Annotated in this window: 9 protein-coding genes and 1 riboswitch; of the genes, 8 read left to right on the forward strand and 1 reads right to left on the reverse strand. The window is 51.6% G+C overall.

All coding sequences use genetic code 11. The features are described from left to right. The first annotated feature begins 542 nt into the window (after positions 1 to 542). The 7 genes from ACFVVF_RS12560 to ACFVVF_RS12590 all read left to right on the forward strand — a co-directional run bounded on the left by ACFVVF_RS12560 (position 543) and on the right by ACFVVF_RS12590 (position 11,442). Positions 543 to 1,592, forward strand: coding sequence for a response regulator transcription factor (locus ACFVVF_RS12560; RefSeq protein WP_387809543.1), 1,050 nt, complete (start codon positions 543 to 545; stop codon positions 1,590 to 1,592). After that, the gene (locus tag ACFVVF_RS12565; RefSeq protein ID WP_387809546.1) at positions 1,593 to 3,389 is read left to right on the forward strand and encodes a cache domain-containing sensor histidine kinase; all 1,797 of its coding nucleotides are present in this window, start codon (positions 1,593 to 1,595) and stop codon (positions 3,387 to 3,389) included. 127 nt (positions 3,390 to 3,516) lie between these two features. Beyond that, positions 3,517 to 4,437 (forward strand): ABC transporter permease, encoded by a 921-nt coding sequence (locus ACFVVF_RS12570; RefSeq protein WP_387811413.1) that lies wholly within the window; start codon positions 3,517 to 3,519, stop codon positions 4,435 to 4,437. Positions 4,438 to 4,449: 12 nt separating this feature from the next. Further along, on the forward strand, positions 4,450 to 5,319 hold the full coding sequence (locus tag ACFVVF_RS12575; RefSeq protein WP_387809550.1) for a carbohydrate ABC transporter permease: 870 nt from the start codon (positions 4,450 to 4,452) through the stop codon (positions 5,317 to 5,319). A gap of 115 nt (positions 5,320 to 5,434) precedes the next feature. Further along, complete coding sequence (locus tag ACFVVF_RS12580) at positions 5,435 to 7,027, forward strand: extracellular solute-binding protein (protein WP_387809552.1); 1,593 nt, start codon at positions 5,435 to 5,437, stop codon at positions 7,025 to 7,027. Positions 7,028 to 7,770: 743 nt separating this feature from the next. After that, positions 7,771 to 10,317, forward strand: coding sequence for a glycoside hydrolase family 2 TIM barrel-domain containing protein (locus ACFVVF_RS12585; protein ID WP_387809555.1), 2,547 nt, complete (start codon positions 7,771 to 7,773; stop codon positions 10,315 to 10,317). Between the two features lie 3 nt (positions 10,318 to 10,320). Continuing rightward, entirely contained in the window at positions 10,321 to 11,442 is a 1,122-nt protein-coding gene (locus ACFVVF_RS12590) for a glycoside hydrolase family 88 protein (protein WP_387809558.1), read from the forward strand. A gap of 67 nt (positions 11,443 to 11,509) precedes the next feature. On the opposite strand, the gene ACFVVF_RS12595 is transcribed toward ACFVVF_RS12590, so the two are convergent. After that, positions 11,510 to 13,597: a sensor histidine kinase gene (locus ACFVVF_RS12595; protein WP_387809560.1), complete on the reverse strand. Its 2,088-nt coding sequence runs from the start codon at positions 13,595 to 13,597 to the stop codon at positions 11,510 to 11,512. Between the two features lie 136 nt (positions 13,598 to 13,733). Here ACFVVF_RS12595 and ACFVVF_RS12600 point away from each other — a divergent pair, with 136 nt between their 5' ends. Further along, a complete protein-coding gene (locus ACFVVF_RS12600; RefSeq protein ID WP_387809563.1) occupies positions 13,734 to 14,459 on the forward strand; it encodes a response regulator transcription factor in 726 nt (241 codons plus the stop codon). A gap of 48 nt (positions 14,460 to 14,507) precedes the next feature. Next, a riboswitch (cyclic di-AMP (ydaO/yuaA leader) is annotated at positions 14,508 to 14,647 on the forward strand. Positions 14,648 to 14,790: the final 143 nt, after the last annotated feature.

The raw sequence follows: 14,790 nt of genomic DNA on the forward strand, positions 1-14,790 counted from the left end.
AAGTGAGGCGGCAGCGAAAAGTAACATTGTGTTTGTGCATTAGCGAAGTAGGTTCGCAAAACAGCGAACCCAATTTCGCTAAAGAGTCCTCGCGTAGCTTGGATTACGGCTACAGCGAAGCTAGCTTCGCTGTAGGCGACCGGCGATGCTGCTGCTCCGTGCCGAGCGAACTTAGCTTCGCTAAACAGCGAAGCAGGTTCGCAAAATGTGTAGCCCCGCGCGCCGAACGAACTCAGTTTCGCAAATAGCGAAATTTGATTCGTAGTAGGTAAGCGGCTGAGCTAATGCCACCCGTCGAGCGAACTCAGCTTCGCAAATAGCGAAAACAGCTTCGCAGCAGTTAAGCGGCTGAGCTGATACTCCTTCCCGAACGAGCCTACTAGCCTCGCAAATAGCGAAAAAAGCTGCGCTCTAGGCGGCTAACCAACGCCCCCCCTCCCCCCAAAGGAGCATTTTGTCAATCCATTTATCGGAATCGCATATAGGAACTGTCTGCAACCTGAGCTATTATAGAGGGAGTCTTTTCTAGAGGGGGCAGAGGAATGCATATTTTGATCGTTGACGATGAGATTATTATTCGCAATGGCCTGAAGCATATGATGACCACGTACAGCAAACCGTTCACAAGTGTGCGCGTAGCGGAAAATGGCGAGGAAGCGCTGGCCCGAATCGCCGAGTATCCGCCCAATATATTGATTACCGATATCCGCATGCCGAAGATGGACGGTCTCGAACTTTGTAAGCGCATACAGATCCTATACCCATATATCCGCGTAGTCGTAATCTCCGGTTTTGCCGAATTTGAGTATGCGAAGCAATGCGTGGCGTACGGCGTGAAGGAGTATATGCTGAAGCCGGTTGTGAAGTCGGACATCCATGAAATGCTCGACCGGATACTGCCAGCGATGGAAAAGGGAGTCGTAACGCCAACGCAATCCAAGCAATGGCTCGACGAAATTACGGAGCATATTTGGCAGCTTCGGATCCCCGAGCTGGATCAGTGCTTGGACGAATGGCTGCGCTATTGCGCTGAACGGACCGACCACCCCAATCAGCTCAAAGAGCTGCTGAATGATTCATTCCAAGCGGTGCTCGACCGGCTTCAAGCGAAGGGCCACAATCATTCGGAGGCGAAGCCGAGCACCCTGACGCCAGCATCCAGCTCAAGCGAGTCCAACGACAACTATGGATTCAGCGGTATACAAGAGCAGTTCCGCCGCAGAATTCACACGGTAACGAACGAGCTCGCCTTGCGAAGAGACGGCTTCAAGGACATTATGTCCGAGGTTAAAGCCTATATCGAGCAGAACATCGCGAGGGAAGTAACGCTGGAGGAGGTCGCCAATCTTGTCGGACTCACTCCAAATTATTTTAGCCTCTACTTCAAAAAAACGACCGGCGTCACCTTTATCAATTACCGCATTGCCAAACGAATCGAATTCGCTGAGCAGCTGCTCGCTTTGCCGCATTACCGGATCGTGGACGTCGCTCACGAGATCGGTTACGAGGATTATTCGCATTTCGCCAAAACGTTCCGCAAAGTCAAAGGCATCACGCCAACGGAATACCGCAGCAGTCTGGGGATTAAATAGATGGCGGGGCATAAACGCCGGAAGGGGCTTTTTGTACGGCTGTATACGTATTTCGTCATCGTTATTTTCGTGCCGCTCGCTGCGCTCGGGCTGTATACGTACTATGGAGCGACGGACAAGCTGCGCGATCAGGCGGAAGCAAACATGGCGCAGGTCGTCAACATTGCATCCTATCATTTGGAGCAGTATATCCACAATTACGAGAACTCGACCTTATCGTTGTTGTCCAACTCTGATATTAAGTCGTTTTTGGAAATCGATCCCGATAAATATTATGAAAAATATTACTACACGTCCACCATCAAGACGAACGCGCTGGAGCCGATTATGATCCGCCATCCGGAAGTAATGGCCTTGTACGTGGTCGGCCAGGACGGACGAACCGTTAGCGTCAACAACGGCGCTTCCCTTGATTTTACGAGTCCGTCGGCCAAGGCCTACGTGGACAAGCTGTTCGCAGACATTCCGGATAACGGCCAGATTATGATCCTCAATGCCAGTATCAGCCCGGGTCAGCAGGGTCAGACCATTACGCTCGCTCGCAAAGTGAGAGCGCCTCGGTCGTTGACCTACAAAGGCGTGCTCGCCATAGAGGTGCGCAGCACTGAATTATCGGCATTATGGCAAGGCATCGACTTGGGGCCGCGGGGTTATTTTCACATCGAAGACAGAGACGGGAAAATCGTCTACCATACCGATGCGAGCAAAATCGGACAACAACTGCCTGCTGCCGAACGAAGAGGTTTGTCCGACGGGAAAACCCAGTCGTTCATCGGCAAGGAGGACGGCGAAGAACGGTTTACGATCGCCCGCCACTCGTCCTATACGGATTGGAACCTGCAAATTTCGATTCCAATGGAGGATTTGCGCGAGCCGATTATCGGCATACGAACGAATATTTTTTGGATCGGCTCGATTACACTGGTGCTGGCGCTGCTGCTCGCTTACCGGTTCAGCCATTCCCTCACAAGTCCCATCCGCAAGCTGAGACGGGGCATGAAGCAGGCGGAGAAAGGCGACTGGAACCGGATTCCGCTCAACGGCACGCAGGATGAAGTGGACGAGCTTATCGTCAGCTACAACTCCATGGTGAACAAGCTGTCCGATATGATCGAGCAGGTCTATATGGCCGAGAATACGAAGCGGGAAGCGGAGCTGGAACGGCAGAAGGCCGAGCTTCAGGCGCTGCAATTGCAGATCAATCCGCATTTTCTATATAACACGCTGGAGACGATCGTCTGTTTCCCTGCCGTTCAAGACTCGGATGAGGTTTCCGAAATTGTGAAAAGTATGGCCCATATGCTGCGATACGCCGTTCAGACGAGCCTGGAAGAAATTACGGTCGTTAATGAGCTGAAGCATGTGCTTAATTATATGGCGATCCTCAAGCATCGGTACGGCAAGGATTTCGAGATTGAAGTCGAGATTCCGTCGGACTTCCTTCTGAAGAAAATGGTTCGGCTCACGCTTCAGCCGCTGATCGAAAATATTTTTCAGCATGCCTTTTTCGAAGGGCTGGAGGACGGCCATCGCATTCAGATTCAAGCAACCGAGACGGATCAATACTTCGTCGTATCCGTTATCGACAACGGCTCGGGGATGAGCGAAGCCGCGCTGCTGCAATTGAGAAACCGGCTGGAGACGAAACGTCTGACCGAGGCGGAGGGGAAGGGCGGAATTGGCGTCCTCAATATTCACCGCCGTATTCAGCTTGTATTCGGCGACAACTACGGTCTCGAAATTGAGAGCATGCTGGGCGAGGGAACGGTCGTGCGGATGAACATGCCCAAATCGTAAAAAAAGCCATACCGCCAAAGATCACGCCATCGTAAGCGCCCAGCGCCATAGTGTACGATTGTCGTACAAACTATGCAAGGAGTTGACTCCCATGGCGAAAAGCAATATCGAAGCGGAAATCGGGCCGATGCGGTTTCGAACGGCCAAAGAACGATGGGCCTATCTGAATAAGTATAAGGCACTGTATTTTATATCGATTCCCGGCATTCTTTATTTTTTGCTATTCAAATACGTGCCGCTGTTCGGCTCGGTTATGGCTTTTCAAGACTACAATATTTTTAAAGGATATCTGGGCAGTCCGTGGGTCGGGCTGGAGCATTTTCAGAAAATGTTTCAGTACACCGATTTTTTACGGATATTGAAAAATACGCTTTTGCTTGCCTTTTACAGCTTGGCTATCTCATTTCCCGTACCGATTATCCTAGCACTGCTGCTCAATGAGATTCGCAAGGTGCTTTTCAAACGGGTGCTGCAGACCGTTTTTTATATGCCGCACTTCCTGTCTTGGGTCGTTATTGGCGGTATCGCAATCGAGATTTTGTCGCCCCGGAGCGGGATTGTGAACAATATTATTACGGCGATGGGCTTTGAGCCGATTTACTTCATGGGCGAGGAATCCTATATCCGTACCATTCTGGTCAGCTCCGGCGTATGGAAGGATGCAGGCTGGGGGACGATTATTTACCTTGCTGCACTGACGAGCATCAACCCGGAGCTGTATGAAGCTTCCGAGATCGACGGAGCGGGACGCTGGAAGCAGACGATGTCCATTACGCTGCCTGCGCTGATGCCGACGATTACGATTTTGTTTTTGCTGCAAATCGGTCATTTCATGGACTTTGGCTTTGAGAGGGTTTCGATCTTTTTGAATACGCTTAACTCTGGCAAAGGCGAGATTCTGGATACGTACATCTATACCGTGGGCCTTCTCGACCGGCAATACAGCTATACGACAGCCATCGGTCTATTCAAGTCAGTAGTGGGGCTTGTCCTGATTATGACAGGCAATACGCTGAGCAAGAAGATGACCGGAGAAGGATTATATTAAGGAGGAGAGCCCATGGTAAGAACAAGCAACGCTCAACGTTGGTTTAACGTGTTTAATTATATTTTTCTGATCGTATTAGGCCTGAGCATGATCCTGCCGATTCTACATGTTCTGGCGCAATCCTTCAGCAGTAATGCAGCGATAAACAGCGGCAAAGTGTATTTGTGGCCGGTCGATCTTACCCTTACGAACTATAAGGCGGTTATCGGCGAAAAGCTGATCTGGCGCTCCTTCGGTGTCAGCGTCATTGTGACCGTGGTCGGTACGTTCATCAACTTGGCGATGACCTCGTCGCTGGCGTATCCGCTGTCGCGTTCCGAATATGTCTATCGCAAGCCGGTACTCATTATGGTGCTGCTCACGCTTATTTTCACGGCACCGCTTATTCCGAACTACTTGCTTGTTAGAGGCTTGGGGCTTCACGATACGTTATGGTCATTGATGATTCCTGGCGCAATCAGCGCGTTTAACCTGTTTGTTATGCGTTCATTTTTTATGGGACTGCCGAATGAGCTTATCGATGCATCGCGAATCGACGGCTGCGGCGAGATGCGGATCCTGTGGAACATTATATTGCCGCTGTCGAAGCCGGTTATGGCGACGCTTGGTATTTTCTACTCCGTAGGGCATTGGAACAGCTATGCGAATGCGCTTTATTTTATCAACGACCGGATGCTGTATCCGCTGCAAGTGAGATTGCGTGAATTCATCATTACGGACAGCTCATCAATCAATGTGCCTGCCGAGGACGCGCTGATGTCTTCTCCTGAAGGGATCAAAATGGCGGTCGTCATTATTGCCACCATCCCGATTATGATCGTCTACCCGTTCCTGCAAAAGTATTTTACAAAGGGAATGATGGTTGGTTCCGTCAAATCGTAATAGCGTAAAAAAAACCATTGCGCCATAAATGAGACCATGTGAACGGTTTTTATACCGTGATAAGGTAGTAATTGTAAAATGTAAGCGCTATTACAAAATGAGAGGGGATCTAGGCATGAAGAAAAGTATGCTCAGCTTATTATGCGTAATACTTCTCGCCGGCTTGCTGGCGGCTTGCGGAGATGGAAACAAGGGGAAAAACTCGGAGACAGGCACGGACAAGGGCAATGGAAAAGAGGCTGCTGCCGCGCCGACCAAATTTACGATGGCTAAAGGTACACTCGCGATGAAAGCGATCGAATCCGTCGAAGACTTAAACAAAGACAAATGGGTTCTGGAGCTGGAGAAGCGGACGAACACCGATTTGAACATCACACTGATTCCGCATAAGGATTTTGGGCAAAAGGTTTCGCTGATGTTCGCGGGCGGCGATGTGCCGGACGTATTGGTCGGCAACACGACACCGTCCAGCAATGCGATGAAGGATGCGGTGGATGCGGGCGTGTTTATGCCGCTGGACGATATTCTCAAGACCCACGGTCAAAACCTGCTGAATTCGATTCCGAAGGAAGCTTGGGATTCCGTTACGTATGAAGGCAAAATTTACTCCATTCCGCAATATTTGAGCGTGCAGTCGCGCCGTGCAACGTTTGTACGTGCTGATCTGCTGGAGAAAGCGGGCATCGAAGCGCCAAAAACGATCGACGATCTGCTTCCGATGCTCCGCGAGTTCAAGAAGCTTGGCGTGGAGCAGCCGTTCGGCTTCCGCGAAAACTTCAAATATGCAGACTTTATCTTGGGCGCTTATGACGTCCTGCCATACAGCACGATGTACGAGAAGCAGGGCGATCAGATCGTTCCAAAGTTCTTCGATAGCGAAAATATGATGAAGGCGCTTGGCGTCTACAAAGCGATGTATGACGAAGGCTTAATGGCTAAAGACTTCGCGACGATTACCGGCGCAATGTGGACGAAGGGCCGCGACTCCGGCAAAATCGGCATCTACAACGCCAATGCGAACCAGCTTGGCATCTATGAAGCCGAATTGAAAAATGCCGTGCCGGAAGGCAAGCTGGCAATGATCGCATCGCCGACAGGTCCGGACGGCAAAGGCGGCATGATGCTCTACAACAGCACGCTGGAGCAGGCTTACCTCAATGCGAAGCTGAGCAAGGAAAAAGCAGAAGCGATTGTGAAGTTCTTCGACTACATGGTGACGGAAGAGGCGGCAACGTTCTTCTCCTTCGGTATTGAAGGCGAGAACTATACGAAAGAAGGCGACAAAATCAATTACAAGCTGCCTGAGAGCGAGGAAGATCGCTTCTCCGAGCAGCGCCGCGACTGGCTCTGGCTCATTAAAGACGGGGCATACAACGCCGAAAAGCTTCCAATGGAGCCAAAAGGCGAGGAAATGCTGAAAAGCTTCGAATCGATCCTTCCGCATGAAGGACGCGGCGGATTCTCATTCGCACCAGAGCTGAAGAGCTACACGCAATACCCGGATCTGGCTCCAAAATTCGATGAGCCTTCCAAGTTCATCCTGGATCACATGATCAAAATGATCTACGGCAAAGAGAACATCTCCGATTGGCCGAAGGTGATCGAGGAGTGGAAAGCGAACGGCGGTAACGACATTATTAAAGAAGCAACGGACCGCTTCAATAAAAAAGAGGGCGTGGAGATCGGTCCAGGCGCTAATGTGCAATAAGTTTATTAGTGAGTGCAGTCGCCAACGTATGCGTACGTTGTGAATTGTCACGAACTATGGATAGCAAGCCGAAGAGCGTCCGCGAGGACGCTCTCACATTTTCGGAGAGCCTGGAGGATGCACGCAAGTCCTCTGCAACCATGCGGTGCATGGGCAACAAAATGTAAAAGTGCAGGCTGATAAAGCCAAAAAGCTCCAAAATCGCGATCAAAATGCAAAAGTGCATTTGAAATCGCCCGATATCGCTCTATGAGGCCATTTTTGACCAATCAAACTGCACATTTGCATTTTGAAGCGATAAATCATCGAAAAAGCGGCTGACAACCTGTACTTTTACATTTTGATTCGTTGCAGCTGGCCCACAGCAGACTATTCGCGGACATGAAAGTGATGCGAGGACGGCGAATGATGATAGCGGTGGTTAACCAGCTAAACGTTTAGCTAAATAAACTTTTTTATGCAATTGGTCAAACGCGTTTTATTTGTCCCTGAACATGCTCGCTTTCCTAGCAGTATATTTCTCTACCTGCAATGGTTGAAATGGGAGTGGAGGTGAGCGGAGCGTTTTGAGTTCAGGATGACTTTTTGCAGATTTTATCCATTTTTCATCGGAAAAGCGATGGGACAATGAAATCAAGAATGGCAGCATGAACCAAAACGCGCAGCGAAACTCTTTTTTCGACAGTCGAATAGCAATCGTAAGGACGCTTTTCCAAAAAGAAAAAAGACAGGAGAACAACAGCATGCACAAACAGCGGCTTATAGACGGATGGCAGCACTATACCGGCAGCCTTGGCGGCGTCTGGGAAGTATGGCGCAGCGATAAGCTGAACAATCATTATAATGTCCCATGGCAGGAAGTAAAGCTGCCTCACAGCTACAATGCCTATGATGTGATGGACCCGGACCGGACGTATTACCAAGGCCAAGGCTGGTACCGGCTTAAAGCAGATATCGATAATCCTTATCCGGGCGGGCGCACTCTGCTTCACTTTGAAGGGGCGGGGCAGCGGACGGATGTGTATGTATATACGAGTAAAGCGGGCTCGCATCTGGGCGGTTATGATGAATTTACAGTAGATATTACGGACGCGGCCAAGGAAGCCGCCGAAATGGAGCGTTATGCCGGCAAGGTGCCGATTGCCATCTGCAGCGACAACAGCCGCGATCTGGAGACGATTCCGTCGGATGCCAATGATTTTCATGCGTACGGCGGCGTTTACCGGTACTTGAATCTCGTATATGTACCGGCCATATCGGTCGGGCAGGTGCAGGTGACGATGGAGTGGACGGGAGCGCCAGAAGAGGCGAAGACCGGTAGAGGCCCGGTGAAAGTACAGGTCGATGTCTCCTTGTACAATCCCGAGCAGCATCAAGAAGAGCTGGCTATTACGGTTATTCTCCATGACCCGCAAGGTAAGGAGGCGGGGCGCATCACGCTTCAATCCAAGCCTTGGGACGGGAAACAACGGATTGCCGAATTTGAACTCAAAGATCCAGAGAGATGGTCCACCGATACGCCTACTCTATACTCGGTTACGGTCATGCTGGAAAGTGCTCATGGTCAAACCGAACTCAGCGAGCGCTTCGGCTTCCGTACATTCGAATTCGTCGACCACGGTCCTTTTCTATTAAATGGTGAACGGCTGCTGCTGCGGGGAACGCATCGGCATGAGGATTACGCTGGAGTTGGACCTGCGATGACCGAAGCGATGATTCGCGAGGAGCTTCAAGTTATCAACGAGATGGGCGTGAACTTCATCCGCTTGGGGCATTATCAGCAATCCCGGATTGTGCTCGACCTTTGTGATGAGCTGGGTATTCTGGCTTGGGAGGAAATTCCGTGGAGCCGCGGCGGCTTGGGCGGTGAAGGCTATCGCCAGCAATGCAGGGACATGCTGGAAGCGATGATTACGCAGCACCGGAACCATCCGTCTATTGTGCTCTGGGGCCTTGGCAACGAAAACGACTGGGAATGCGATTTCGATTATTTCGATCAGAATGAGATTAGAGCGTTTATGAAGGAACTGCACGAGTTGTCGCATCAGTTAGATCCTTTCCGGCTGACGGCTATCCGGCGCTGTGACTTTTGCAAGGATATCGTCGATGTGTACTCGCCTTCTATATGGGCGGGCTGGTACCGCGGCATTTATACTGATTATGAAGAAAGCTGCAAGACGGCTGCCGCTGATGTTCGTTCGTTTTTCCATGCGGAGTGGGGAGCAGATAATCTCGCAACCCGCCATGTGGAGACGCCGTATACCGGCTTTGCTTCCATAACAGGCGGAGCGGGCCGGACGGACGAGCGTGACGGGGACTATTTGCTTGTTGGCGGCGAGCCGCGGGTTTCACGTGACGGCGATTGGTCGGAGACGTACTTCTGCGAAATGATCGACTGGTATTTGAGCGCGCAGGAACGGATGGATTGGCTGACCGGTGCGGCCCAATGGGCGTTTAAAGATTTTGCCACGCCGGTTCGCCCGGATTCGCCGATTCCATATTTAAATATGAAAGGCGTCGTCGAGCGCGACCTGACGAAAAAGGATGCTTATTACGTCTTCCAATCGTACTGGGCGACAGCGCCAATGATTCATCTGGCTGGGCAATCCATGCCGGTGAGATGGGGAGCGGCGGGGGAGAGCAAGGTCGTGAAGGCCTACTCCAACTGTGAATCAGCAGAGCTTTTCTTGAATGGTGTAAGTCAGGGAAAGAAGCGGCGGGACTCGAATGATTTTCCGGCGGCAGGCTTGCGCTGGGAGGTTCAATTCGCCCCAGGCGAGAATCGCTTGAGCGTCGTTGCCGAGCAGGACGGCGTCGTTGTCCGTGACGAGCTCGTGTTACACTATCAGACGGAGCCGTGGGAGGAACCGGCAGAAATCCGGTTGACGGCGGAGCGGCAGGATAAGACGGGGTTATATGAGGTAACGGTTAAAGCGTATGACCGTCATGGCGTTTTTTGTCCCGATGCAGCTGGTTTCATCCGTTTCGGGGCAGCGGGAGACGGCAGGCTGCTGGACAATCTCGGAACGATACGCGGCTCCAGACTGATCCAGCTGGCAAGCGGCCGGGCAAGCATATTCGTTGATCCGCATGGAGCGCCACCGCCTCGTATAGCAGTGGAGGAGTTTTTCACGGCCGGAGGCCCTGCTGCTTCATTGCAGCGGGACAGCAATACTCAAGCGAGAGTATCCCATACCATCGTTAGCGCAGCCTGTGAGGGGATGGCAACGGTATTTGCAACCATTAGCGACATCCGTGAATGCAGCAGCGGCAAAGAGGAGGGGAAATAGACGATGACTGAGCAGCAGCAATTTGATTTTACGAAACCACTAGCCATGATCGCCGATAAAACAGAACGAATGATTGCGCAAATAGGAGACAAGTCGCCGCACGTTGCCAAAGCAGACGGTAAGTATGACGATATGCGCCACGACTGGTGGACGTCCGGGTTTTGGCCCGGCATGCTGTGGATTATGTATGAGATGACAGGGAATGACCTGTATAAGAATGCAGCTTGGGAGTGGGATGTGAAGCTGGAGCGGAAAATGATGCAGCCAAGCAATTTCCATCACGATGTCGGCTTTCAATTTCTTCCGACGGCTATAATGAAGCATAAGCTGACCGGTGATGAGGACGGCTTGCGGCGGGGCTTGTTCGCCGCCAATTTTCTGGCAGGCCGCTATAATATCGAGGGCCGGTTTCTGCGGGCTTGGAATCAGGAGAAACTGGGCTGGTCGATCGTCGACTCCACGATGAACCTGTCGCTGCTGTTCTGGGCTGCACAAGCATCGGGCGATCCGCGCTTTGCGCATATCGCGAAAGCACATGCTGATACCGTCGTGGACCGGTTCGTCCGGGCGGACGGGTCCGTACGCCACATCGTCAGCTTTGATCCTGAGACGGGTGAGTATCTGGGAGCAATCGGCGGGCAAGGCGCCAGTCCGGATTCCGCATGGAGCCGCGGCGCGGCTTGGGCGCTGTATGGCTTAGCGAACACTTACCGTTATACGAAGCAGGAGAAATATTTGCGCGCCTCCCAGCGGGTCGCCAATTTCTTTCTAGCCAACCTGCCGGAAGATTCCGTCCCGCATTGGGATTTTCGCGCGGCGGAGCGCTTGGAGCAGGAGCCGCGGGACAGCTCTGCTGGCGCTTGTGCGGCATCGGGACTGCTGGAGCTTTCCTCCCATCTCCCTGCAATTGAAGGAGGTCTGTACCGCAATGCCGCCGAACGAATCCTCATCTCGCTGCATCACAACTACGCAACCTGGGATCAGCCCGAGCATGAGGCGATTTTGCTGCAAGCGACGGGCAATCGTCCGGCTGACGTTGACGTGAACGTATCGCTCATTTATGGTGATTACTTCTTCGTGGAGGCTATTGCGAAGCTGAACGGCTGGGTTACCCGGATCTTCTAACTAATATTTGATAGTAATCACAAGCCCCTCTCACAAGCGGATTAACACTTGCGGGAGGGGCTTATTGCTAGGCAGAGGAACGCTCACTGCCGGGGCCGGCAGCAGAGCCGGCTTCATCTGCTGGTAGTATGAACGTAAAGCGGCTGCCCTCTCCAATACGGCTCTCCACGGTAATGGCACCGCTGTGTCGCTCGACGATTTGCTTTGCAATCGCTAATCCAAGGCCGCTTCCCGAAGCAGGGTCTGCTTGATTCGCGCGGTAAGCCCGCTTGAAAATATGATTCAGATGCTCAGGCGGTATGCCACCCCCTTGATCTAGTACCGAGAAGGATATGCCATCCGGCAGGCTCTTCGCTTCCAGAATTATTACGGAGTCCAGCGGAGAGAACTTGCAAGCGTTATGGATCAGATTGCCCAGCAGCCGGCGAATGCCATGCAGATCAATACGAAGCGTCCGGTTATCCTCCACTTCAATCCGGTATTCGCATCTGTGGTTCATCATCTGAATATCTTCCGCAGACGTCTGGAATTCCCGCGTAATCCAGTCCTTGACCCGTACACTCTCCAGTGGAAGCTCCACAGACGATTCATCAAACCTGCTAAGCTGAAACAGATCGTCCATGAACCGGTTCATGTACAGTACTTTGTCGTACAGCTTTTCTAACGTTTGCCCTTTATCATCACTTCCGACCCGAATCCCCATCATTAAGGCGCGAAGGCTGCCTTGAACAACGGTAAGCGGCGCACGAATGTCGTGGGAAATGCTCTGCAGCATTTCAGCCCGTTCCTTTTGCGATTGGACAAGCTTTTCCGTACGTTCCTGTACCGTGGATTCCAGCTCCTCATTCCAGCGCTCGAGCGTGCGGACTAGCTCCTGCTGATGCACGATCATCCGCGACTGCGCTTTTTCCTTTTCTCTTTGTAATTGCCGTGCTTGGAAGGAAAGCGCGAAAGCGAGAATAATAAATTCAGCGAAGGAGCCGAACTGATAGCCGTAATGAGTGAGCGGATTGCTGTCCATGAGGCCAAACGTGTACAGAACGGACGGGAGAGCGCAGCCGATGATGGCAATAAAGCCAAGCATCAAATATCTGGCGGTCCGGTTGCCATTCAGAACGCACCAGCAGATAGCGGAGAGAAGGAAGGCGGCGACTGCTGCTTCATAATAGATTGCAAGGGTAACGAACCACGGCCAGTGGAAAAGCAGACCGGCAATGACGATCGGTGAAGCCCACTTCACGATAGCGGCAAACGGGAGGAGCTGCGGCGCGTAGCGCTTTAGTTCCAGGACGCCCACCAGGAAGAACAAGGCGAACCAAAGACATAGGATGAACACAAATACAAATACGCCTTCGAGCGTATTAAATGTATGCAGCAAGAGTTGGAGAACGGGATGGTTTTCACCCAGAAGCTCTTGCGGTATGCCGTTCCAGATGAGCTGGGAGGCTGCGAAGAAAATTAAATAGAATGAATAGTAGAGATAAGAGCGATTATGGAAAAAGATATACATCGATAACATATAGGCCGCCATAAGCAGTACGAAACCGTAGTAGACTCCGAACAGCAGGTACTCGGTCCGCAGCGTCTCGTGATAGCTCGCACGATCAAGCAGCTCGACCGGGACGATCATTGAGCCTTCTGTCGTCACCCGCATATGCAGCGTGACCGGTTTTCCCGCAGGCAGCGCAAGCTCATAGGCGCCGTAATGATCGTTCAATCGCTCCCCCAGGGGAGAGACTCCCTCCGCACCCAGACGATTGCCGTCTAAGTAAACGTCGAACTGGTCCACAACCGCATTGTGGAGACGAATCACCCATTCCCCGGTCTCACTTTCATTCACTACTGTCATCCGAAGCCAATAGGTGCTTGCGGACAAGCCGAATGCGGCGCGTCCGTCTGCCGGAAGAAACTGCTCGGCTATGCGGGGAGAAACAACCTGTTCATACTCCAGCATGCCTTCCCGGTCGGGCAATACTTGCATGGAATTGTTGCCTTTATAGTGTCCATTGCCGTCCGTAAGCCGGATTAAGGAAGCGTCGCCGGAGAACGGTTTCCATTGCGGAATAAATACCAGCCACAGTGCCGTCAGCGCAATGAGAAATAATAATATGGTGGCTGCAAACACCCGGTTGTGTTCTGCCAATGTTTTTCTCATGGTGAGGCCTCCTGAGCATTCGATGTTTTCTACTATTATCCTAGCATATTCTATTTTAATCGACAGCAATCTGTCATAAAATGTTGATAGGATCACTGTGATATTGTAGAGATACCGTCTTTAGGAGGTTAACCATATGAGGCCAAAAATCATCTTCGTCATTGAGGATGATCCAGATGTTCAGAGTATCGTGACATCTTTTCTTCAGCATGAGGGTTACACGGTTCGAAATGCGTTATCCGCTGCAGAGGCGTTCCATTTGTTTGCTGCGGAGGAACCGGATTTAACCATACTCGACATTCAATTGCCGGACATGGATGGCGTCACCTTTTGCCGTCATATCCGCACGCATTACCGGAGGCCGATTCTATTCGTGACCGGCAACCGGGAGCAGGAGTATAAAGTGAATGCGCTCCTTTCAGGAGGAGATGATTTTATTCAGAAGCCGTTTGATCCGCTCGACCTGCTGCTGCGGGTGAAGGGGAATTTGCGGTGGAGCGATCTTCTGCCCCCGGCAGCCTCTATTCCAGAACCGGATAGGGACGTGCTGGAATATCCGGGACTTCGCATCGATCTCAGACGTATGACCGTCACAGTTCGTGAAGAGCTGGTTACACTTCTTCCGAAGGATATCAAGCTGCTTACGACGCTGGCCAGCCATCCCAATCAGGTGCTCCATACTGAGCAGCTCTACAGGCTTGCGTGGCGGGACGAGAGCAATTTCTCTAAAGATACGGTCAAGGTGCACATATCGAAGCTGCGCAAAAAAATCGAAGAGAACCCTTCCTCCCCCAAGTTTATTTTGACAGTCGGCAGTCTCGGCTATAAGTTCAATCCTTACGGGGCCCTTGAGCCGGTATAAGTACCACACCATCTAGCGGCTTTGACTTATTGGCCTGCAATCGCTTACAATAAAGCTACGCTTAGTTTTCGGCCGCACCCGGCCGAGAAGCGGGGGAACCAGTCAATTGGGGCGAATCATTTGCGAATGTAGGGTACCATCTTACCCGAGCCCGTCAGCTAACCTCGTCAGCAGTGGATGGGTCTGCTTCAAATTGAATGTGATCAACCAGAGACCCTATTTTTTAAGGGTCTCTTTTTGTCTTTTTTTGGACCCTGCTGGCGGCACACTGGCTTCTTGACACAAAAGGCTCCCTTTATTCTCACCCTATGGGACGAAGGAGAGAGATACA

This window comes from Paenibacillus sp. NPDC058174 (assembly GCF_042883865.1).
GTDB lineage: Bacteria > Bacillota > Bacilli > Paenibacillales > Paenibacillaceae > Pristimantibacillus.